At 62.0% G+C, this 21,918-nt stretch carries 19 protein-coding genes and 1 other RNA gene; 16 read left to right on the forward strand and 4 right to left on the reverse strand.

All coding sequences use genetic code 11. From position 1 onward, the window contains the following. The first annotated feature begins 50 nt into the window (after nucleotides 1-50). The 9 genes from ACQY7R_RS05330 (at nucleotide 51) to ACQY7R_RS05370 (ending at nucleotide 11,600) form a co-directional block, all read left to right on the forward strand. Nucleotides 51-1,256 (forward strand): NADH-quinone oxidoreductase subunit D, encoded by a 1,206-nt coding sequence (locus ACQY7R_RS05330; protein WP_428304552.1) that lies wholly within the window; start codon nucleotides 51-53, stop codon nucleotides 1,254-1,256. A gap of 303 nt (nucleotides 1,257-1,559) precedes the next feature. After that, nucleotides 1,560-2,963 (forward strand): NADH-quinone oxidoreductase subunit NuoH, encoded by a 1,404-nt coding sequence (gene nuoH / locus ACQY7R_RS05335; RefSeq protein ID WP_428304553.1) that lies wholly within the window; start codon nucleotides 1,560-1,562, stop codon nucleotides 2,961-2,963. A gap of 2 nt (nucleotides 2,964-2,965) precedes the next feature. Then, nucleotides 2,966-3,562, forward strand: coding sequence for an NADH-quinone oxidoreductase subunit J family protein (locus ACQY7R_RS05340; RefSeq protein WP_428304554.1), 597 nt, complete (start codon nucleotides 2,966-2,968; stop codon nucleotides 3,560-3,562). A gap of 62 nt (nucleotides 3,563-3,624) precedes the next feature. Continuing rightward, nucleotides 3,625-3,984, forward strand: a complete 360-nt coding sequence (gene nuoK, locus ACQY7R_RS05345; protein WP_428304555.1) for an NADH-quinone oxidoreductase subunit NuoK — start codon at nucleotides 3,625-3,627, stop codon at nucleotides 3,982-3,984. 15 nt (nucleotides 3,985-3,999) lie between these two features. Beyond that, a complete protein-coding gene (gene nuoL, locus ACQY7R_RS05350; protein WP_428304556.1) occupies nucleotides 4,000-6,507 on the forward strand; it encodes an NADH-quinone oxidoreductase subunit L in 2,508 nt (835 codons plus the stop codon). Nucleotides 6,508-6,523: 16 nt separating this feature from the next. Beyond that, nucleotides 6,524-8,371 (forward strand): complex I subunit 4 family protein, encoded by a 1,848-nt coding sequence (locus tag ACQY7R_RS05355; RefSeq protein WP_428304557.1) that lies wholly within the window; start codon nucleotides 6,524-6,526, stop codon nucleotides 8,369-8,371. A 59-nt stretch (nucleotides 8,372-8,430) separates the two neighbouring features. Then, nucleotides 8,431-10,152 carry an NADH-quinone oxidoreductase subunit N gene (locus tag ACQY7R_RS05360; protein WP_428304558.1) on the forward strand — a complete coding sequence of 574 codons (1,722 nt, stop codon included), beginning with the start codon at nucleotides 8,431-8,433 and terminating at the stop codon, nucleotides 10,150-10,152. Nucleotides 10,153-10,173: 21 nt separating this feature from the next. Beyond that, nucleotides 10,174-10,611 (forward strand): hypothetical protein, encoded by a 438-nt coding sequence (locus ACQY7R_RS05365; protein ID WP_428304559.1) that lies wholly within the window; start codon nucleotides 10,174-10,176, stop codon nucleotides 10,609-10,611. Nucleotides 10,612-10,823: 212 nt separating this feature from the next. Continuing rightward, nucleotides 10,824-11,600 carry a TatD family hydrolase gene (locus ACQY7R_RS05370; protein WP_428304560.1) on the forward strand — a complete coding sequence of 259 codons (777 nt, stop codon included), beginning with the start codon at nucleotides 10,824-10,826 and terminating at the stop codon, nucleotides 11,598-11,600. Between the two features lie 114 nt (nucleotides 11,601-11,714). Here the strand turns inward: ACQY7R_RS05370 and ACQY7R_RS05375 are convergent, their stop codons facing one another. Beyond that, nucleotides 11,715-12,149, reverse strand: coding sequence for a hypothetical protein (locus ACQY7R_RS05375; protein ID WP_428304561.1), 435 nt, complete (start codon nucleotides 12,147-12,149; stop codon nucleotides 11,715-11,717). 207 nt (nucleotides 12,150-12,356) lie between these two features. Here ACQY7R_RS05375 and ACQY7R_RS05380 point away from each other — a divergent pair, with 207 nt between their 5' ends. The 3 genes from ACQY7R_RS05380 (at nucleotide 12,357) to ACQY7R_RS05390 (ending at nucleotide 14,635) form a co-directional block, all read left to right on the forward strand. Beyond that, on the forward strand, nucleotides 12,357-12,755 hold the full coding sequence (locus tag ACQY7R_RS05380) for a VOC family protein (RefSeq protein ID WP_428304562.1): 399 nt from the start codon (nucleotides 12,357-12,359) through the stop codon (nucleotides 12,753-12,755). A gap of 63 nt (nucleotides 12,756-12,818) precedes the next feature. Continuing rightward, nucleotides 12,819-13,883 (forward strand): M42 family metallopeptidase, encoded by a 1,065-nt coding sequence (locus tag ACQY7R_RS05385; protein ID WP_428304563.1) that lies wholly within the window; start codon nucleotides 12,819-12,821, stop codon nucleotides 13,881-13,883. Nucleotides 13,884-13,897: 14 nt separating this feature from the next. Next, entirely contained in the window at nucleotides 13,898-14,635 is a 738-nt protein-coding gene (locus ACQY7R_RS05390; protein ID WP_428304564.1) for an anthrax toxin lethal factor-related metalloendopeptidase, read from the forward strand. Between the two features lie 302 nt (nucleotides 14,636-14,937). Here the strand turns inward: ACQY7R_RS05390 and rsgA are convergent, their stop codons facing one another. Together rsgA and ACQY7R_RS05400 are read right to left on the reverse strand one after the other, a co-directional pair. Further along, the gene (gene rsgA, locus ACQY7R_RS05395; RefSeq protein ID WP_428304565.1) at nucleotides 14,938-16,068 is read right to left on the reverse strand and encodes a ribosome small subunit-dependent GTPase A; all 1,131 of its coding nucleotides are present in this window, start codon (nucleotides 16,066-16,068) and stop codon (nucleotides 14,938-14,940) included. 107 nt (nucleotides 16,069-16,175) lie between these two features. After that, nucleotides 16,176-16,664, reverse strand: coding sequence for an FHA domain-containing protein (locus ACQY7R_RS05400; RefSeq protein ID WP_428304566.1), 489 nt, complete (start codon nucleotides 16,662-16,664; stop codon nucleotides 16,176-16,178). Between the two features lie 167 nt (nucleotides 16,665-16,831). On the opposite strand from ACQY7R_RS05400, the gene ACQY7R_RS05405 reads away from it, so the two are divergent. From ACQY7R_RS05405 to ACQY7R_RS05420, 4 genes are all read left to right on the forward strand, one after another. Further along, nucleotides 16,832-17,800, forward strand: coding sequence for a TIGR01212 family radical SAM protein (locus ACQY7R_RS05405; RefSeq protein ID WP_428304567.1), 969 nt, complete (start codon nucleotides 16,832-16,834; stop codon nucleotides 17,798-17,800). A 209-nt stretch (nucleotides 17,801-18,009) separates the two neighbouring features. Further along, an RNA gene (gene rnpB, locus ACQY7R_RS05410) (RNase P RNA component class A) lies at nucleotides 18,010-18,375 on the forward strand. A gap of 223 nt (nucleotides 18,376-18,598) precedes the next feature. Next, on the forward strand, nucleotides 18,599-19,000 hold the full coding sequence (locus ACQY7R_RS05415) for a hypothetical protein (protein WP_428304568.1): 402 nt from the start codon (nucleotides 18,599-18,601) through the stop codon (nucleotides 18,998-19,000). A gap of 150 nt (nucleotides 19,001-19,150) precedes the next feature. Continuing rightward, a complete protein-coding gene (locus ACQY7R_RS05420) occupies nucleotides 19,151-20,101 on the forward strand; it encodes a carbohydrate kinase family protein (RefSeq protein ID WP_428304569.1) in 951 nt (316 codons plus the stop codon). Nucleotides 20,102-20,270: 169 nt separating this feature from the next. Here the strand turns inward: ACQY7R_RS05420 and amaB are convergent, their stop codons facing one another. Then, complete coding sequence (gene amaB / locus ACQY7R_RS05425; RefSeq protein ID WP_428304570.1) at nucleotides 20,271-21,809, reverse strand: L-piperidine-6-carboxylate dehydrogenase; 1,539 nt, start codon at nucleotides 21,807-21,809, stop codon at nucleotides 20,271-20,273. Nucleotides 21,810-21,918: the final 109 nt, after the last annotated feature.

Here is a 21,918-nt window from a genome sequence, read left to right on the forward strand (position 1 = left end):
CGAACGACTTTTTCTGAACTCCGAACTCTGGCCCTCGACCTCGCAACGCAATGTCTTCAACCATCGACGACCCGCGCACCATCGAATTCGACGTCCGCACGGACGAGATGCTGGTCAACATGGGCCCGCAGCATCCGAGCACGCATGGCGTGTTGCGGTTGGTGCTGCGCACCGATGGCGAGATCGTGTCGGAGGTGACGCCGCATCTTGGCTATCTGCATCGCTGCGCCGAGAAGATTGGCGAGAACCTCACGCCGCGGCAGTTCATTCCGTACACCGATCGGATGGACTACCTCGCCGGGATGAATATGAATCTCGGCTGGGCGCTCGCGGTCGAGAAGTTGATGAAATACGAGCCGCCGGAAAAAGGCCGGCATCTGCGGGTGATCATCGCCGAGATGGGTCGGATCGCCAGTCACTTGGTCGGCATGGGCGCCTATGGGCTCGACCTCGGCACGTTCAGCCCGTTCCTCTACGCGTTCCGCGAGCGGGAGCGGATTCTCGACCTGTTCGAAGAGGTCTGCGGCGCCCGGCTCACCTATAGCTACATCACCGTCGGCGGCTGCACGGCCGATCTGCCCAACGGCTGGCTGCAGAAGTGCGAGGCGTTCCTTACGCAGCTTGAACCGATCATCGTCGAGTACCACACGCTGCTGACGACGAACTCGATCTTCATCAAGCGCACCGCGGCGATTGGCGTCATGTCTGCCGCGACGGCCATCGACTACGGCACGAGCGGGCCGGTGCTCCGCGGCAGCGGCGTCGACCACGATCTCCGCCGCGACGGCGAAGAAATCTACACCGCGATGTACGATGGTTACGCCTTTGAGGTGATCGTCGAGAAGAACGGCCACTACCCGAAGGATCATGACTACCCGGCCGTACCGCGCGAGGCGATCCTCGGTGACTGTTGGCACCGGTTCTACGTGCGGATGCTCGAAGTGATGCAGTCGATTGATCTCGTGCGGCAAGCGATCGATCGTTACAGCGTGGCCAGCGGCAACTACGGCGAGCCGATGAAGCTCAACCAGAAGCTGCCGAAGGGTGAAGTGTACCTAGAGACCGAGGCGCCGCGCGGGCAAATGGGTTTTTACATCGTGAGCAGCGGCGATGCGATCCCGTGGCGAGCCCGCGCACGTAGCAGCAGCTTCTGCAACTTGTCGGTCGCGAGCGAGTTGTGCCGCGACTGCCTGATCGCCGACGTGCCGGCGATCGTCGGTTCGCTCGACATCGTGATGGGTGAGATTGATCGGTGAGGAAAGCCTGTTGTCAGTGGTCTGCAGTCAGTTGCGGCTGTCGTAGGGGCTTCCGCCCGCGGTCTTTAGCAACTGACAACTAGCGACGGACAACTGACAATCCCGCAACGTTGTTTCTCAGATTTGGAGTGCGGAGAGACTATACACTTGCACGGCATTGTGCCATATTTCACGAACTTCCGCTGGCATGCCTGGATCGATGGTTTGGGTTCCGAGTGCTTTGTCATTGTTAGCAAAAGTCGGGCAAAGCACCCACTTTTCATGAGCGGTCGTTAGCTCGCTCACAACTCACGGAAGTTTGCTGTGGCGTCTGGAATCAACAACTTGCTCGACTGGCTGCTGTCCAGTTGGCTGTTGTCGGGACTCGGCTGGTCGATCCCGTCGGACAGCGCTGTTGGCTACGTTGTCGCTGCGCTGATTCACATCGTGTTGATTCTGAACCTTGTGGCGGTCGGCGCCCTCGTGTTCATTTGGCTGGAACGCAAGATCTCCGGCCGTATTCAGGATCGTCTCGGTCCGACGCGCGTCGGCGGTAAGTTCGGCTGGCTGCAAACGCTGGCCGACGGCCTGAAGCTGATCACCAAAGAAGACCTGATGCCCGATGGGGCGGACGGTTTTCTGTTCAAGATCGCGCCGTACGTCAGCTTCGCCGCCTCGATCGCGGCGTTCATCGCGATTCCATTTGCCGGCGGTCCTTATCCTTGGATCGCGCAGCACCTCAACACCGGCGTCTTTTTCGTCGTCGCCGTGCTGGGGCTCGAAGTTTTCGGCGTCATTCTCGCCGGGTACAGTTCGGCCTCGAAGTGGTCGCTCTTCGGCGCCATGCGCGAAGCGGCTCAGGTGGTGAGCTACGAAGTGCCGCTCGGCATGTGCGCTGTCGTCCCTGTGCTCATTGCCGGGTCGATGGACATGGTCGTTATCGGCAACCAGCAGGCGGGGCTCTTCACCAACTGGTTCATCTTCCACGATCCGGCGACGTTTATCACATTCTGGGTTTACCTCACGTGTGCGACGGCGAGCGTCAATCGCGCGCCGTTCGACTTGGCGGAAGCGGAAAGCGAACTGGTGGCCGGCTTCCACACGGAGTACTCCGGCCTGCGGTGGAGCTTCTTCTTCATGGCCGAGTACGGCTCGATGCTGTCGGTGAGCATTCTGGCTTCGGTGCTGTTCCTCGGCGCCTGGAATGGGCCGATCCCGATCGCGTCGATCCTCGGCCTGACATACGAGAACGGCGAACTCACCGGCTACCTCGGCAACCTGATTGGGCTGACGAACGTGCTGTTCAAGGGCGTCATCGGCGTCTGCGTGATGATTTGGATTCGCTGGACGTTGCCGCGGTTGCGGATCGACCAGGTGATGGCGACCTGCCTGAAGTACTGCACGCCGATTGCCGCGGTGATGTTCCTCGGCGCGGTGCTCTGGCAATACAATCTGCCCGGTCGCACGTTCTTCGGACTGCTGCCGGCTCCCACGGCAATGTTCGCAGTCGACGAAGGTTGGGACGCGCCGCGAGCAGCGACCGTTGAGCCGGCGCGACCTGCAGTGGTCGACGTGCGAGAAGATCACGAAGCCGACCTGTGGGAGGCGTCTCCGACGCCGAAGCAGCTTGGTGGGCGAGCGCGGCATGAAGTGAACAGCGGAATCGGCGTCGGAGACGCCTCCCACACGCACAATCAGCACTTCGCTAGCCAAGGACGGAGGGACTAGCGATGGAGCAAATCTACTGGCCCTCGGTTTTCTTCCTGTTGTTTGGCGGGCTTGCGTGCGCCTTCTCGCTTGCGGTGCTGCTGTCGACGAACATCGTCCGCATGGCCTTCTATCTCGTGCTCGCCCTCGCGGCGACGGCGGGGCTGTTCTTCCTGGCAGGCCAGGAATTCGTCGGCGCGATGCAACTACTGATTTACGTCGGCGGTACCTTGGTGCTGCTGATCTTCGGCGTCATGCTCACGTCGCAAGAGCGATTTGTGAACATGAAGACGCCCGCCGGCGATTGGGTGATCGGCATGATTGCCGGCGGAGCGCTGCTCAGCCTGCTAACGGCCGCAGCGTTTAGCGTCCCCGAGTGGCGCAGCCCCGAGCGGGCGGCCGTCGAGAAGTTGCAGGCAGAACCGAATGCCACGCCCATCGGCATGGGACTGCTCGGCGCCCGGGTCGATAACATCGACGCCCCCGCGAGCAATCAAGCGGGAAGATCGGGATACTTGTTTCCGTTTGAAATTGTGTCGGTTCATTTGCTGGTGGTGCTGATTGGGGCGGCCTATTTGGCTCGCGCGAAACGGCGGGCGCATCCATTACCGACGGGATAAACCCGTCGGCTCGCTGGTAGCGCTCGCTATGATTTCAATCAACTGTTCTTCCTGACTAATCCATGACCATTTCGCTGCTCGCCAACCTGCTGACTGAACCGCCCGGACCGGCCCACTACATGACGGTCGGCGCGGTGATGTTCGTCTGCGGCGCCATGTGCATGGCGACGAAGCGGAATGCGCTCGGCGTGTTGATGGGGATTGAGTTAGTGCTCAACGGCGCCAACCTCAACTTCGTCGCCTTTGGCAGCAAATACCTCAACAACGGCGGGCCGGACCTGGGGCTCGACGCGCCGTTGATTGCGTTGTTCGTCATCGTGCTCGCCGCAGCGGAAGCGGCGGTGGCCCTGGCGATCGCGCTCAATTTTTACAACAACCACGACTCGATCGACGTCGACCGCGCCGATCAACTGCAAGGCTAACGCCGACGGATTGCGATGGACTTGACCCCCGCTACCGCGCTGCCGAAGCTGCTCGCCGCCGCCTGGCTATTGCCGTTGGCGTCGTTCGTGGTAATTTTGTTCATCGGCAAACGACTTGGCCCCCACGGCAAGTGGGCCGGCTACGTGGCGTCAGGGGCGATCGTCTCGGCGTTTCTGCTCAGCTTCACGGCGATGTTTATCGTCTGGCTGCCGAACCACGAGCTGCCCGTCGCGCATCACGGCGAACACCACGAAGAGGGCGATAATCACGACGCTCCCGCTGGCGCCGATCATCATCACGATTCGGCAATGATCGGCGAGCCAGCGCCGCTGGCGTCACACGCGGCGGCGGACTCGCCGTTCCAGTTGGTCGCGTTCCAAGAAGAATCGCACGCCGATGAACACTCTGCGGCCGAGGGCCACGCCGCGAATCCGCCGCCAACGTACTACTTCGGCGATTGGTACGCGCTCGGCCAGTTCGGCAACTTGAAGCTGACCATCGGCTACTACATCGACGCCCTCACGGTGACGATGTTCTGCATGGTGACGCTCATCGCCTCGTGCGTTCACATCTACGCCACGGGCTACATGCACGACGAGTTGCACGACCCGTATCACGACCACGAAGTAATCGTCCACGGTCATCATCTCAGTCGGCCCGGCCGCTTCCACCGCTTCTTCCAATATCTGTCGCTCTTCTGTTTCAGCATGTTGGGCATCGTCATCGCCGGCAACGTGGCGATGGTGTTCGTCTTCTGGGAATTGGTCGGCATCTGCTCCTACTTCCTGATCGGTTTCTACTTCGAGCGCCACAGCGCGAGCACGGCGGCCAATAAGGCGTTCATCGTCAACCGCGTTGGCGACTTTGGGATGCTGATCGGCATGATGGCGTTGTGGGCGAGCCTCGGCACGTTTGCCTTCGGCGACAAGCAAGACGCCAAGGGGCAGACGCTGCTGACCGACTCGGGGGCGATCGCCGAGCCGGGGATCTTCAGCCAGTTGCGGACCGCGGAAAATGGTTACCGCCTCGTGCCGCCGCCGAGCATGGTTACCGAAGAAACCCGCCAGCAACCGACGATCGAGGCCGAAGACGCCGCCGCGGGCAAAGCGGGCCACTGGCTGCTGCTGGTCGCGGGCGTTGGCATTTTCTGCGGTTGCGTCGGCAAGAGCGCTCAGTTCCCGCTCCACGTCTGGCTCCCCGACGCGATGGAAGGCCCTACGCCCGTTTCCGCGCTTGTCCACTCGGCGACGATGGTTGCGGCCGGCGTCTACCTTGTCGGCCGCTTTTACCCAGCGTTCAGCCCCGAAGCGCTGCTGGTGATCGCCGTCATCGGCTGCATCACGCTCTCGCTCGCGGCGACGATTGCGATCACGGCGACCGACATCAAGCGCGTCCTCGCTTATTCGACCGTCAGCCAGCTCGGCTACATGATGCTCGCGCTCGGCCTCGGCGGCTGGATCGCGGGGCTGTTCCATCTCATCACGCACGCCTTCTTCAAGAGCTTGTTGTTCATGTGCTCCGGCTCGGTAATTCATGCCGTGCACACGAACGACATGACCGAGATGGGCGGCCTCCGCAAAAAGATGCCGATCACGGCGTACACGATGCTGATCGGCTGCCTCGCGATCATCGGGGCCGGCGTACCTCTCACGCCCATCGGGTTTAGCGGTTACTTCTCGAAAGATTCGATCATCGAGCAAGCTTGGAGCCATGCCCAAACGAACGGCGGCGGCTACTGGATCTTCCTCGTGATGGCGGTGCTCGGCGCCTCGATGACCGCGTTTTACATGTTCCGGCTCTGGTTCATGACGTTCACCGGCGCCCCGCGCGACCACCACAAGTACGATCATGCCCACGAATCGCCGCGCGCGATGACGTGGCCCCTCATTTTGCTGGCGACGTTTGCGATCGCGGTTGCTTGGCCAGCCTTCAATCTGACGCGCGTGCTGGAACAGGCGCAACCGGTGGGCACCGCCGCCGGCGGTGCAGGCATGTTAATCGACGACCTCGTCGTCCCGGCCGAGCATCTGAGCCACGCGCCGGACATAAAACTGCGGGCCGGCCTCGCGGCGTTCGGCTCCGCGCTGATCGGCGTCTTCGGCGCCGCGGTCGTGTACCTCTGGGGTTACCTCAACCCGAACGAAATCAAGCAAACCTTCAGGCCGATCTACACGCTCCTCTGGAACAAGTGGTACTTCGATCAGCTCTACAACGTGCTGTTCATCCGCCCTGCCCTGTTCATCGGAAAGCAAATTGCGCTGTTCGATCGTGGCGTGATCGATTGGTTCCTGCATGGCTGCGCGTGGGTCTGCCGTGGAATCGCGGGCATTTTTTCGACGGTGTTCGACCGAACGCTGGTCGACGGCAGCGTCAACACGTTCGCCAACTGGACGTGGGATTTCGGCCTACTGCTGCGGCGGTTCCAAACGGGAAGCCTGCGGCAGTACGTGCTGTTTATCGTGATGGGGACTTGGTTCATGTGCCTCGCGTATTTCGCGGCGGCCTTTGTTTTGATGTCTTAAGGATCGTCTCGTCATCATGAATCTGAGCGACCCAATTATTTACCTGAGCTTGATGGTCTTCCTACCGGCGCTGGGCGCCCTGGTGCTCGCGTTTTTTCCGCGCGGCAAGGAGGAAGCGGCCCGGTACTTCGCGCTTGGGGTGACGATCCTCACCTTCATGCTTTCGCTCGGCCTGTTCTTCGACGCTCGCGGCGTGCAATTCAAAAGCAGCGTCGCCAACATGCAAGACATGTTCTCGGCGCCCTGGATCCCCTCGTTCGGCATCCAATACCTGATGGGCCTCGACGGCATCAGCTTTCCGCTCGTCGTGCTGACGACGTTCATCAGCATCCTCGCCTTCGCCGCGAGCTGGTCGATCACGAAGCATGTGAAGGCCTTCTGCATTCTCTTTCTGCTGCTCGAAACAGGCATGATCGGCGTCTTCATGGCGCTCGACTTCTTCCTGTTCTACGTCCTGTGGGAAGTGATGCTGCTGCCGATGTACTTCCTGATTGGCGTCTGGGGCGGCCCGCGCAAGGAATACGCGGCCATCAAGTTCTTCCTCTACACGCTCGTCGGCAGCGTGCTGATGCTGATCGCGATCCTGATGCTCTACTTCAACAGCGACCTCACGCTGCTCAACCCGCAGCAGCTCGCGAGCGCCGGCGTCGTGAAGGTCGACGTCAGCGGGCCGCGTGCAACGCCCGAGGGGGCGTTCGCCGCGTGGAAAGAGAGCGAAGACGCGCTGGCCAAGCGGTTCAAGGAAATCACTGCCGAAACCGATCCCGCCAAGCGCCGGCAACTCCACACCTTCAACATCCTCGCGCTGCAGCATATCGGCCAGCACGAGGAATCGCCGTTCCTCCGCGAGGCGTGGCTCGGCAAGAGCATTCAGTGGTGGGCGTTCGTGCTGCTCTTTATCGGCTTCGCAATCAAGGTGCCTAGCGTGCCGCTGCACACCTGGCTTCCCGACGCGCACGTCGAGGCGCCGACGCCGATCTCGATGATCCTCGCCGGCATCCTCCTGAAAATGGGCGGCTACGGCATCATTCGCATCTGCTACCCCATTTGCCCCGCGGCAGGGTACGACCTCGCCTACATCGTCTGCTCGATTGGCGTCGTCAGCATGGTGTGGGGCGCCTTCGCGGCACTCGCGCAAAACGACTTCAAGCGGATGGTCGCCTACAGCTCGGTGAGCCACATGGGCTACGTCGTCCTCGGCCTGGGCGTTTGGAGCCTCGGCATGTGGAGCGCCACGGCGCCCGGTTCGTTTAGCTACAACGCCGACTACTGGAAGATGGGCGTCAACGGCGCTATGTTCCAGATGATCGCCCACGGCATCAGCTCGGCTGGCATGTTCTTCTGCGTCGGCGTCCTCTACGACCGCGTCCATCACCGCAACCTCAACGAGTTTGGCGGGATTATGGCGAGGATGCCGGTCTACAGCGGCTTTGCGATCGTCATCTTCTTCGCCGGCCTCGGCTTGCCGGGACTGTGCGGATTCATCGGCGAAGTCTTCGTCGTCCTCTCGGTCTGGAAGTACAGCCAACTGCTCGCCGTCATCTCGGCGGCGGTAGTGATCCTCACAGCCGCGTATATCCTGTGGGCGATCCAACGCGTTTACCTTGGCGCCGAATATCGTGGCCCCCATGGCGAGGCGCTGACGCCGATGTTGCCGCGCGAGTTCGCGATTGCCGTGCCGCTCACCGTGTTTGCGATCGTTTTCGGCGTGTATCCGCAGGCAGTGCTGAACTACATGCAACCCTCCGTCGACCAGCAGGTGCAGCAACTCGCCGACTGGACCGAACGGTTCGACGAGACGCAAGAAACGCTAAGGAAGTCGCTCGGCAAAGAAGAACCGCAAGTTGCTTCCGCCGCTCCATAGTCAGCCATGCCATTCAGCACTCGCGTCACTAACGAACCATCGCCTGCGAGACTTACGCAGTGAATTTGCACGAGATCGTCGACAACCTGATTAGCGACACGGTCCAAACGAGTTTGCCTCGTTTTGGACCGGAGTTGGCGCTGTGCGTGACGATCGTCGTGTTGCTGCTGACGCGCGTGATCCCGCTGCTCGACCGGATCCCGCCAGTGGTGATCGCCTTCATCGGTTCGCTGGCCGCCTTCGTCGCGGCGATCCCGCCGGGCGGGCTCGGCACGTTCCACGCGATCGAACGCGAAGAGCTGTTCACCGGCTTGCTCGTTTACGACGGCATGACGGCCTACTTCCGCCTGTTTCTCATGGCGTTCGTCGTACTGTTCGTCGTCCTGTCGCAGCTTACCGGCATCGCCGACCGCGAGGATGGGCAAGATTATTTCTCGCTCGTCTTCGGCGCCACGATCGGCATGTGCATTATGGTTTCGTCGAATCATCTGCTGACGATGTTCCTGGGCGTCGAAATGGCGAGCGTGCCGTCGTACGTCTTGGCAGGCATCGTCAAAGGTCGCCGCCGTAGCAGCGAGGCCGCACTCAAATATGCAGTCTACGGAGCCGGGGCCGCGGGGGTGATGCTGTACGGCACGAGCCTGCTGGCGGGGCTGCTCGGCTCTGCACACTTCCCGACGCTCACGCAACGGTTGATCGAATTCGATCTGCCGACGCGGATGGCCGACCGTGAACTCACAGTCATGGTGCTCGCGCTGGCAGGACTGATGGTCGGCGTCGGGTTGGCGTTCAAGCTATCGGCCGTGCCGTTTCACTTCTGGTGTCCCGACGTCTTCGAAGGGGCCTCGGCGGAAGTCGGCGCGTTTCTATCGGTCGCCTCGAAAGCGGCGGCCTTAGCGCTGCTGGTGCGAGTCGCGGTCGGCTTTAGTTACGAATCGCCCTCCGCCGCGAAGCCGGGCGAGCCTTCGCCTCACGTCGCAGCTAGCGAGCGAGACCACGCCGCGGCGCCGATTCGTTTGGTTGCTCAGCAGCAACCGGAGGTCAGCCAGCGGGGCGCCGCCGCGACCAGCGCTGAAACGCCGCTCGGCCCCGTTCGTAGCTTCCTCATCACGCTCATCGGCGTCGTCTCGATCGTCACCTGCACGTTCGGCAACCTCGCCGCCTACGGACAGCGGAACATCAAGCGGATGCTCGCTTATTCAACGATCGCTCACGCCGGCTTCATGATGATGCCGGTCGCCGCGGCGGTGGCTCTGCTCGGCGAGGGCAAAACGGCAGCGGCCAGCGAAGCGATTTCAGCGCTCATGCTTTACGCCGCGATTTACTTGTTCATGAATCTTGGCGCCTTCTCGATCATCGCATTCCTCCGCAACTCGATGCAGAGCGAGGAGATCAAAGATTACTCGGGGCTGATCAACCGCAGCCCGGTGATTGCGGTGGCCTTCACGCTGATTCTGTTCAGCCTCGTCGGTCTGCCGCCACTCGCCGGCTTCTGGCCGAAGCTGCGGGTGCTGCAGGCGTTGTTCGAATCGCACAGCACGCTGCTGACGTTCGTGATGGTCGTCGCCGCGGCGAACACGGCGTTGTCGCTCGTGTACTACCTGCGCGTGGCGAAGACGATGTGCATCGACGGCGAGCCCGACTCGACGCGACCTGTTTCCCTCGGCTTCCTGCAATCGGCTTTCGTCCTGGCAATGACGCTGCCGGTCGTGATCTACGGCGTGTTGCCGAACTCGGTCGCCGCCTGGGCGCAGAGCGCCGCTTCCGGATTGTTCCATTAGACCAGCGAGCCTGCCCGACGCATGAAAGCCGACGTCATCCACTGGCTGAACCGACTGCTGGCGATCCACTGCCGATCGTTCCCGCAGTACGTGCGCTGGGCTCGTCCGCACGTCCCCGCCGGCCGCGGCCAAGAACTTGAGGCGGTCGACGCGATCGCGCTCGATCAAGACATCATGGCCGAGCGAATCAGCCGGATGATCATCGACGCCGACGCCCTCCCCCGCACCGGCGAATTCCCAATGGAGTTCACCGACCTGCACGATCTCGACATCGACTACGTGATCCTCACCGCGGTGCGTTACCAGGAGCAGGACGTCGCGATGATCGAGCAGTTAGTCCACCGCCTGCAAACGTTTGCCGCCGCCCGCTCACTGGCGGAAGAGGCCCTCGGCATGTCGAAGGGCCATCTCGATACGCTCCGCGAAGTCGCTCAGTCGATCGCCGCGATGAAGGCGTAGTTGCGGCACTCCGCTGCGGTCGTATCTCTTAGCCCCCGGTTCTTCAAACCGGGGGTATGACGCGGCGAATAGCACGCGGACTTTCACGGATTGAGCGGATTCGCGCGGAACAGTCAAATAGAGCCCAGTGCTCGCGTTGCTCCCCAGCTTCTTCATCCGCGAGCATCCGCCAACTCCGCGTAAATCCGCGTCCCATTCTCCCCCGCCGCAGCATGCCCCTCTTCGACACCCACGCCCACATCGACCAAGAAGAATTCGACGATACGCGCGACGCCGTCATCGAGCGGGCCCGTGCTGCCGGCGTCGAGACGATCATCGCCGTCGGCACCACGGTGGCCGCGAGCCGCAAGTGCATCGAGGTCGCCGCCAAGTATGGCAGCGTCTACGCCGCCGTTGGCTTGCAGCCGAACTACATCGCCGAGTGCGGGCTGGACGATTGGGCGGAGATCGAACGCCTAGCCACGGAGCCGCGCGTCGTCGCGATCGGCGAAACCGGCCTCGACCGCTACTGGGACTCCACGCCGTTCGAGATGCAGCAAGATTACTTCGATCGGCACATGGCGCTCGCCGGGCGGCTCGATCTGCCGTTCATCGTCCACATGCGCGACTGCGACGCCGACATCATGCAGGCGCTGCGAGCCGAGCATCGCCGCCGCGGATTGCTACGAGGGATCATGCACTCGTTCACCGGCGACGCCGCGATGGCGGCCGAGTGCGTGGGGCTCGGGCTCCACATCAGCTTCGCGGGGATGGTGACGTACAAGAAGTCGCAACCGCTGCGCGACTGTGCGGCGACGATTCCCGCCGAACGGCTCCTCATCGAAACCGATTGCCCGTACCTCTCGCCCGAACCGGTCCGCGGCAAGCGGCCGAACGAACCGGCGTACGTCGCGCACACGGCGACGTGCATCGCGATCGCACGCAGCGTCTCGCCGCAAGAGTTGGGACGCCAGACGACGGCAAACGCGCGGGAGCTGTTCCGCGTTTGAGATTGATGCCCTGAAGGGGTCGGGGGCCTTTTGCCACTAGAGATTTAATTTTTAGTGGCTAGCCACTAGTGGCAAAAGGCCCCCGACCCCGTCTAGCGCTGCCTCAGTAATGGCTTAGTGCGGCCAGGAAGTCTCCGTCCCCACTGGCGTCCCCGCCCGCCCGCTGGCGTTCGGCAGGATGTAGCGATCGACGCCCGGCCCCGTGTAGTTGCCGTGGCAATCGCACGGTTCGCAAAGCTGCGGCGGATGGTTGTACCAATCGCACCAGTAGCGTTCGCCGCAGCCAGTGCAGCCGCTGAGCCCCTTCGCCGCGCACTTGCTGCAGCCGCTGCATCCCTCGCCGCACGCATCGGTGCAGCCTGCCGCGCACGATTCTCCGCAGGCGGGCGTCTTTGCAGCGTAAGGCGCGCATCCCGGCTCGCAATATCGCATGCCGGCCAGCGGCGACCCGCTGGGACAGGCGCAGCCCTCAGAACAGTTCATCGCCGACCTGCAGCCGACGGCGAGCAGGCAAAGCATCGCCAGGCTCGCGGCGACGCGAGTTCGCATCAACATTCTCAGAATCCCCCCTGCAACGAGCCCCGGCGGATGGACCGCGGGCTCCTCGTGGGGTATCGACGGGGCGGTTAGCGGAAGTCCAGAAAATCGTTAGAATCGCTAGAGCTTCGCGCCGGCCGACGCTGGCGCCTGCGAAATGCAGCCCGCAACCCGAGGACTTCCCCAACCGTGACGCCCCCGCCCGTTTCGATTGGCGCGATGAACCACATCGCTTTGCCGACCGCCGATCCGGAGCGGGGCGCCAAGTTCTACTGCGACGTGCTGGGGTTCGTCGTCACGCCGCGCCCGGCCTTCTCGTTCCGCGGCGCCTGGCTACTCCACCGCGAGGTCGGCGTGATGCTCCACTTGATCCACGATGCGAAGTTCGAGCCGAAGCTCGCCACGCCGATCAACTCACGAACGAATCACTTAGCAATCCACGTCGACGACTTCGACGCCGCGGTCGCACAGTTGACCGCGCACGAAGTCGAACATGTCGTTCATGTGCTGCCAACCTACCATTACCGCCAGGCCTTCTTCCGAGATCTCGACGGCAACGTTATCGAACTCGGCGAGTGGCCATCGCAGGCGGAGATGTTCGCAGAACTCTGTAAGTAACCACGCTATTCACTGAATCAACTCAGACACCAACCACTTTTACGTTCAAGGATGACCGCCATCATGGAAGCCTCCGCGAAGAAGTTTTTTCAGCAGGTTCTCGAAACGCCCAGCCCGTCTGGCTACGAAGAGCCGGTGCAGCGGATTGTCCGCGAGTACGCCGGCAAGTTCGCTGACGAAGTCCGCACCGATCTCCACGGCAACGTCATTGTTGGCGTGAATCCGGGCGCCCCGCTCCGCATTATGTTCGCCGGCCATTCCGATCAGATCGGCCTGCTCGTCACGCACATCAACGACAACGGGTTTATTTACACCGCCACGATCGGCGGCTGGGATCCGCAGCAGCTGATCGGCCAGCGGATGACGATCTGGACCGCCGACGGACCGATCCCCGCCGTCATCTCGCGGAAGCCGATTCACTTGCTCGATGAAGAAGAACGCAAGCAGGTGGTAAAGCTGAAGGACATGTGGCTCGACATCGGCGCCAAGAATCGCGAGGAAGCGGCGTCGCTCGTCCGCATCGGCGATCCAGTGACGCTCGAGCTTGGCTACCAGGAGATGCGGAACGGCCTCTGCAATTCGCCCGGCATGGACGACAAGACCGGCATGTGGGTTTGCATCGAAGCCGCCCGCCGCGCGAAGGCGAAGAAGAAACTCAACGTCTCGGTCTACGCCGTCGCGACGGTGCAGGAAGAGATCGGCCTCCGCGGCGCCCACACCAGCGCGTTCGGCATCGATCCGCAGGTCGGCATCGCGGTCGACGTGACGTTCTCGACCGATTGCCCGACGATCGACAAGAACCAGGAAGGCGACCTGAAGCTCGGCGGCGGCCCGGTGCTCCACCGCGGGCCAAACATGAATCCCATCGTCGTCGAACGCCTTCGCAAGGCGGCGGAAAAGGCCGATATCCCCTGCCAGTGGAACGCCCAAGGTCGTGCGACCGGCACCGATGCGAACGCGATTCAGATCGCCCGCGCCGGCGTCGCCGCAGGCCTAGTGAGCATCCCGAACCGCTACATGCACAGCGCCGTCGAGATGGTGTCGCTGCACGATCTCGATCGAGCAGCCGACCTGCTCGCCGAGTTCGCGTGCAGCCTCGAGAAGGACGCCGATTTCACGCCGATGTAATCCGGAGACGCAGCGTGCGACCAGTACTGTTGATTGGTTGGCTGCTGCTAGGCGGCCTCGCGGTTTCCAACTTCAGCCTTGCCGGCGCGGAGCCAGCCTCCGCGCCGGCGGCGTTTGAACCGACTTCGGCTTATGAGGTCGAACCGATCGAAGGGTGGAACGTCTACTTCCACAAGCGGCTGTTGAAGGACGCCCCGGAATTAGCCGAGCAAGTGCGCACGGAGATGACGCGGCAACTCGCGGCGATCGTCGAAACACTACCGGCAGACAAAGTCGAACAGCTCCAGAAAACGAAAATCTGGGTCGAGCGGTTTCACCCAAAATTCCCGTGCGCGTGTTACCACCCCAGCGTCGACTGGCTGCGCGAGAACGGCTTTAACCCAGAAAAGGTCGACTCGGTCGATATCTCGAACCCCGAGCACTTCGTCGAATGGTCGCGCGAGCAGCCGTGGATGATGCTGCATGAACTGGCGCACGGCTACCACGATCAAGTGCTCAAGCATGGCCACCCTAGTGTGCGCAAAGCGTACGAACGAGCCAAATCAAGTGGCACGTTTGAGAAGATTCGCCACATCAACGGCAAATCAGTCCGCCACTACGCGCTGAACAACGACGAAGAATACTTTGCCGAAACGACCGAAGCCTACTTCGGCAAGAATGACTTCTATCCATTCGATCGCGCGGAGCTCAAAGAATTCGATCCCGACGGCTACGCGCTGATGCAAGAAGTTTGGGGATCAAAGGAAGATTAACCGCGAATTTTTGCGAAGAATAACCACTCTGCACAGCTAGTCTTCTTTGCGTGTTTCTTTGCGCCTCTGCGCCTTCGCGAGAGGCATCGTTTTAAGTCTCTCGCAGAGGCGCAAAGACGCAGAGGAACGCAAAGAATGCGAAAAGAGAATCGGCGAAGTACCTCGTCTGATTTCTCACTCCTCTAATTTCCCCTTGTCTTCTTTGCGTATTTCTTTGCGCCTCTGCGCCTTTGCGAGAGACATGCATTTTAAGATCTCACGCAAAGGCGCAGAGGCGCAAAGAAATGCGAGGAGAGTAAGAACTATGCTTCGTCATCGAGCATCGCCAAGTAGCTCTCGTATCGCCGCACGTCAATAAAACCGTCAGCCACGGCGTCCTTCACCGCACACGGTTCTTCGTGGTTATGCGAGCAGTTCGGGTAGCGGCACTGACTCACGTACGGCCGCAGGTCGCGGAAGAAGCCGGCGACTTCCTGCGGGATGACGTCCCACAGTTGGAACTGACGGATGCCGGGCGTGTCGAACACATACCCGCCGGCCGCGAGCGGAATCAGCTCAGCAGTCGTGGTCGTGTGGCGACCTTTTTCGTTTTCGGCGCTCACCGTGCGGACGCGTAGCTCAAGGCCTGGTTCGACGGCGTTGAGGAGGCTCGACTTGCCGACGCCGCTTTGCCCCGCGAACGCCGACTGCCGGTCTTTCAGTAGTCGTCGCAGGTGCTCGATGTTCCAGCCACGCTCGGCGGAGACGAGCATCACGCGGTAGCCGAGTTGGCTGTAGACGCCGATCAACGGTTGCAAGTCAGCCGCGTCGACTAGGTCGGCTTTGTTGATGCAGATGATCGGCTCAATGCCGTTCCGGTCGGCCATCACAAGGTAGCGATCGACCAGGTGGGGCTTGAGCTTCGGCTCCGCAGCGCTCACAACGACAATCACTTGGTCAACGTTGGTCACCAGCACGTGTTGCCGTCCGCGGCTAGCGCGACTGAGCACGCCGTGCCGAGGTTCAACCCGTTCGATGATCCCTTCTTCTGCACGCTCCGGCCGCACCCAAACGCGATCCCCCGCCGCAACGACGTGCCGCTGGTCGGTGGCGAGCGTCTTGAGGATCCGTCGCGTGGCGCAGCGGCGGAGAGAGCCGTCGTCGAGTTGCACCATGCTGTGCAGGCCTTGCACGCGCAGCACGCGGCCTAGCCGGCAAATCTCGGGGTCGATCGACAACTGAACGCTCGTGCCGGAACCGTCTTCAACGATTTCGGCGCCGGCGATCACCCGCTTGCGCGTGAGCGCCCCCTTGCCGCTAACGCTCTCGTTCTGCGCGACGCTGTCGAGCTGATCGCTCTCGGGATCGACGCCCCGCTCCCAGTTTTTCTCGCGAGCGCGAACGTTGCGATTCTTGCGGAAGTCGGCGCGGACTTGGCGTTTCTTCTTGGCCATGGGGAGAGAAGCGGTCAACAGCTAGCTTTCAGCGGTCAGCTAAAAAACTATCTTCAAACTCGCTCGCCTTCCTTTGGCTGAATGCAGAACGCCAATCGCTGCCTGCGTTACACAGGACGATCTGGCAGTTCGATCTGGCCGGCGCCGTCGTCGAGGACGTCGTAGCGCGTGCTGCCATGATCGTTCCGCTTGTCACGCGGAGCCGGCATATTTTTGGGCACCGACTGCAAACCGGCGCGCGAGAGGAGCGATTCACGCATGATTTCGTTCGGCAGATCGTCGGCCGGCGGCGGCCCGACGGCGCCGAGGTCCGATGGCGAGTACATCAGCTCGTACTTGTGCTTCGCAACGCAAACTTCGTCGCCCGGATCGATCCGCTTTTCTTGGACCTTAATGCCGTTGATCTTCACGCCGTTGCGACTTTTCATATCGCGAATGAACCAGTAACCGCCGTTGATAAACAACTGGCAGTGGTGGGCGGAGACGTTGGCGAAGCGGAGCACGATATCGCAGCTCTCGCGACGGCCGATCAGAAGTTGCTTTTTGAGGAGCGGGATGGGATCGCCGCCCCCTTGGGGGATTAATTCGCCGTACATAGTGGTAGGTGTCTCGCAGTAAGCCTGTTTAGCCCCAACGATGATTGAGTTAGGATGAAACCCCACGCCTCAACATTTAGGGACGCCTGCTCGACCCGCCGAGCCCCCACGCTCGGGCGCCGGGACGCCCTGCCCTGGCCTTCCATTTACTTTAAGCAAATCCGCAAGTGTCGTCAACCAAACCCCTTACGTCGACGCCAACCGCGCCCTCCTGGCGAGAGGCGGGTCTGCCGTTCTACTCGTACAACCACTTCCTGCGGCAACGGTTTGGGGGACGGGTCCAAAAAGTGAGCCTCGACGCCGGGTTCACCTGCCCAAATGTCGATGGAACCGTCGCCAAAGGGGGCTGCACGTTTTGCGATAACCGCAGCTTCAGCCCTAGCCGGCGGCTCCCCCGCGCGGGGGTGTTGGGGCAAATCGACCAAAGCATCGTCCGGATGCGGAACCGCTACGCCGGTTGCGACAAGTTTCTCGCCTACTTCCAACCGGCGACGAACACTTACGCCCCCGTCGCGCGATTGCGACCGCTGTATGAGGAAGCCCTCACCCATCCACAAGTCGTCGGCATGGCGATCGGCACCCGCAGCGATTGCGTGCCGGACGAGGTGCTCGACCTGCTCGAAGAGATGGCGGGCCGCGCGTATCTGGCCGTCGAGTACGGCATGCAGACGATGCATGACCGCTCGCTCGAGTGGATGAATCGTGGCCACAATCACGAGTCGTTCCTCGATGCGGTCGAGCGGAGCCGCGGCCGCGGGTTTGAAATTTGCGCGCATGTGATGCTCGGCCTGCCGGGCGAATCGCACGACGACATGCTGGCTACCGCCCGCGAGTTGGCGCGCGTGAACATCGACGCGGTGAAGATCCACAATCTCTACTGCGTGAAGAACACGCGGCTCGCCGACCAAGTCGCCGCCGGCGATGTGACGCTGATGGGCCAGGACGACTACGTGCAAACGGTGGTCGACTTCCTGGAGTTGCTGCCGCCGACGATGATCATCGAACGAATCAGCGGCGACGCCCCGCCCGACTTTTTTATTGGGCCCGACTGGTGCCTCGACAAACCGGCGGTGAAGCGGGCGATTGAGGCGGAGTTTGTGCGCCGCGGATCCTATCAGGGCCGGCTGCACGCCTAGGCTGCGCTAATCGCTTTTTTGACAGGATCACAGGATTTCGCGGATTGACTAGATGGGGGACTGAGGCTTGGTCGCGGCAGCCAATTCGCCTCTTCATTCCATCTGTATTGAATCCTGTCGATCCGCGAAATCCTGTGATCCTGTCCAGTCTTCGAAACGGCTCTGTTAGCGAAGCCGACCTCGATCGCGTACGATAGTGTCTTAGCGTAAGAGAGGACTGGGCGATCGCCGGTTTGGCTCGCAAGGGTCAAACGGGAGGAAAGTCCGGGCGTCGTAGGACAGGGTGGTGGGTAACGCCCACCGGTCGTGAGATCAGGGAAAGTGCAACAGAAAGTAAACCGCCGCGCAAGCGGTAAGGGTGAAACGGTGCGGTAAGAGCGCACCAGCAGGCGAGGCGACTCGCTTGGCTAGGTAAACCCCGCCCGACGCAAGGCCAAACAGGGAGCAGAATCGGTCCGATTCGTTACGACTTCCGGGTAGGCTGCTAGAGGCGGCGAGCAATCGTCGTCGTAGAGGAATGATCGTCGCGCGGCGCAAGCTGCGTACAAAACCCGGCTTATAGGTCCTCTCTTACGCTTTTTCTTTTCCTATTTCTTTGCGCCTTCGCGCCTTTGCGTGAAATTTGAAATACGAAGGTCTCTCGCAAAGGCGCAGAGGCGCAAAGGAATACGCAAAGAAGACAAGCAAAATCCAGGTCATGAGAAGGCTAAGAACCTAGACCACATCTTTCGCCAATTATCTTTTTTGTATTCTTTGCGTTTCTCTGCGCCTTTGCGCCCCTGCGAGAGACTTAAAAGCATGCCAATTAAACCGATCAGTTTGCTCGGTTGGGTGTGGGCGATGCCGTGGACGGCGGTGGGGTTGGCGGCTGGCGCCATTGGCCTCGCAACAGGCGGGCGGGTGCAACGGCCGGGGGTGGCGATTGAGTTTTATGGCGGGGCCGTACCGTGGATCATTTCGCAATGGCCCGGCGGGCCGTTCACGATGGCGATGACGCTGGGGCACGTGGTGCTCGGGCGGGACGCGGTTTGCCTCGACGTTACGCGCGCTCACGAATTGGTTCACATCCGTCAGTATGAGCGGTGGGGACCGTTGTTCGTCCCCGCCTATCTGTTATGCTCGGCGCTAATCTGGGCCCGCGGCGGGGATGCTTATCGAGACAATCCGTTCGAGCGCGAGGCTTACGGAATCGCCCCCTAGTCTGCATGTCCCTTTAGTTTTCTTCTTTGCGCCTTCGCGCCTTTGCGTGAGACTTGTCCTCCTTCAGAAGATCTCACGCAAAGGCGCAGAGGCGCAAAGGAAATGCGGATTCGCAGAATAACAGTGACGACGCAACGAAGTTAGATTTCTATGAGCAAAGATTTTGATGCGATTGTTTGTGGGTCGTGCGTCGTCGACGTGCTCGTGCGGCCGGTCGATTTGGAGCGGGCGATCGGGGGCGGTAAGCTGATCCAGGCGGAGCCGCTCGAGCTGACCACTGGCGGGATCGTCGCCAATTCGGGGATCACGCTCACGCGACTCGGGATGCGGGCCGCGGCGTTCAGCTACGTCGGCAACGATGCGTGGGCCGAGGTGATTCGGCAGCGGTATGCGGCCGAGGGGCTCGACGATGCGGGGCTGCTCACCCACCCCACCGGCGCCACAAGCACGACGGCCGTGCTGATCGACCCCAGCGGCGAGCGGTCGTTCCTGCATTGCGTCGGGGCGCCGAAGCTGCTCAATCGAGCGGCGTTTATGGATCATCTCGACCTGTTCGCGCGGAGCCGGTCGATGCTGCTCGGGTACTATCCGCTGCTGCCGAACCTCATCGACGATTTGCCGGAGGTGCTCGCAGCGATTCGCAAGACCGGCTGCATGACGGCGCTCGACGCGGCGGGCGACGGTGGCGAGATGGGGCCGCTCGCGCCGGTGTTGCCGCATCTCGATTTGTATGTGCCGAGCCTCGCCGAAGCCCATCATCAAACCGGCGAGGAAGATCCGCAAAAGATCATCGCGGCCTATCGCAGCGCCGGCGCCGCGGGAATGCTCGGCGTAAAACTCGGCAGCCGCGGGGCGATTCTCAGTCCGAAGGCGGGCGAGTTTGTCGACGTGGCGATCACGAAGCCGCCAGGCGACGTGGTCGATACGACCGGCGCCGGCGATTGCTTTCTCGGCGGGCTGCTGGCAGGACTGTTGCGCGGCATGAGCCCAGCCGATGCCGGTCGATTAGGCTCCGCGACCGGCGCCTGCTGCGTGACGCGGCTTGGCGCCACAGCGGGCATTCGCAACTTCGACGAAACGGCGAAGCTCGCAGGCCTGTAGCCGCGGCTCAACGAGCCGCCGGAGCGGGGCTCTCACAATGTCGAATGCTGAATCCGGAATGGGGAGGGAAAGGGCTCCGTACTCCCCATTCCACATTCAGCATTCCCCATTTGATCACCGCTCCGGCGGGTCGTTGACCCGCGGCTACTGGTGGTGATCGGCTACCGCACTACACGTCGAACTTAATGCCCTGCGCCAGCGGCAAATCGCGCGAGTAGTTCACCGTGTTCGTCACGCGGCGCATGTACTGCTTCCAGGAGTCGCTCCCCGACTCGCGGCCGCCGCCGGTTTCCTTCTCGCCGCCGAAGGCCCCGCCGATTTCGGCGCCGCTGGTGCCGATGTTGACGTTGACGATGCCGCAATCGCTGCCGGCAGGCGAACAGAAGAGCTCGGCCTCGCGAACGTCGCTGGTGAGGATCGCCGACGACAGGCCTTGGGGCACGTTGTTGTGCGTCGCGATCGCTTCGTCGAGATTTTTGTAACGCATCACGTACAGAATCGGGGCGAACGTTTCGTGCTGAACGATCTTCGCGCTGGCGTCGATCTCCACGAGCGCGGGCCGCACGTAAGCGCCGCCGCCCGGGACGTTGTCAGTGACGCGGCCGCCGCCGTGGATGACGCCCCCCTGCTCTTTCGCCGCCGCGAGGGCCGCATCAAATTGCTTCGCGGCGCCTTCGTCAACCAGCGGCCCGATGAGCGTCCCCGCCGCAGTCGGATCGCCGATCGGCAGCTTCGCGTAAACCTTCAGCAAGCGATCGCGGAGTTCATCGGCGATCGATTCGTGAACAATGAGGCGGCGCAAAGTGGTGCAGCGCTGACCGCAGGTGCCGACGGCGGCGAAGACGATCGAGCGAACCGCGAGATCGAGGTCGGCCGACGGGGTGACGATCATGCCGTTGTTGCCGCCGAGCTCGAGCAGCGAGCGGCCCAGTCGCTTGGCGACGACTTCAGCCACGGCGCGGCCCATCGGCACCGAACCAGTGGCCGAAACGAGCGGCACCTTCGGCGAGGCGGTGAGTTGCTTGCCCACATCGGCGCCGCCAATGACGAGCGTCGAAATACCGGCCGGCACGCCCTCCGCTTCGGCGAGCGTCTTCTGAAACAACGCCTGGCACGCGATCGCACAGAGCGGCGTCTTTTCCGACGGCTTCCAAACAATCGGATCGCCGCAAACCCACGCGAGCGCGGCGTTCCACGCCCACACGGCCACCGGGAAGTTGAACGCCGAGATGACGCCCACCGGGCCGAGCGGGTGCCACTGCTCCATCAGGCGATGGCCGGGGCGTTCGCTGGCGATCGTCTTGCCGTACAGCTGCCGGCTGAGGCCGACGGCGAACTCGCAGATGTCGATCATCTCCTGGACTTCGCCCAAGGCTTCTTGCGTGATCTTGCCCGCTTCCCAGCTGACGATCGTGGCCAGCTCGCTCTTGTACTTGCGAAGCTGTTCGCCATAGAGGCGGACGAAGTTGCCGCGCACGGGAGCGGGAACGACGCGCCACTTGATGAACGCTTCAGCGGCAGCATCGATCGCAGCGTCGACTTGCGCCACGTCGGCGCCAGCGAACTCAGCGAGCGGGCTACCGTCGATCGGCGAGTGCTTCACCACCTTCTCGCCGCGGCCGGCTTGCCAATCGGCGCCATTGCTAACGGCGCTCACGGCATCGGCCACGCCCAGGGTCTTGAGTGCTTGAGCAACGGCTGCGTTCATAACAAGAGCTTTCAAATATTGAAAATTGGGGCGCCACTTGCCTCTTGCCAGTGGCGCCCATCGATTCATGTGGAATTCTTATGTCGACGTGGCGATCGAGCGCGACGCG

The sequence above is a fragment of the Lacipirellula sp. genome (assembly GCF_965279485.1).
GTDB lineage: Bacteria > Planctomycetota > Planctomycetia > Pirellulales > Lacipirellulaceae > Lacipirellula.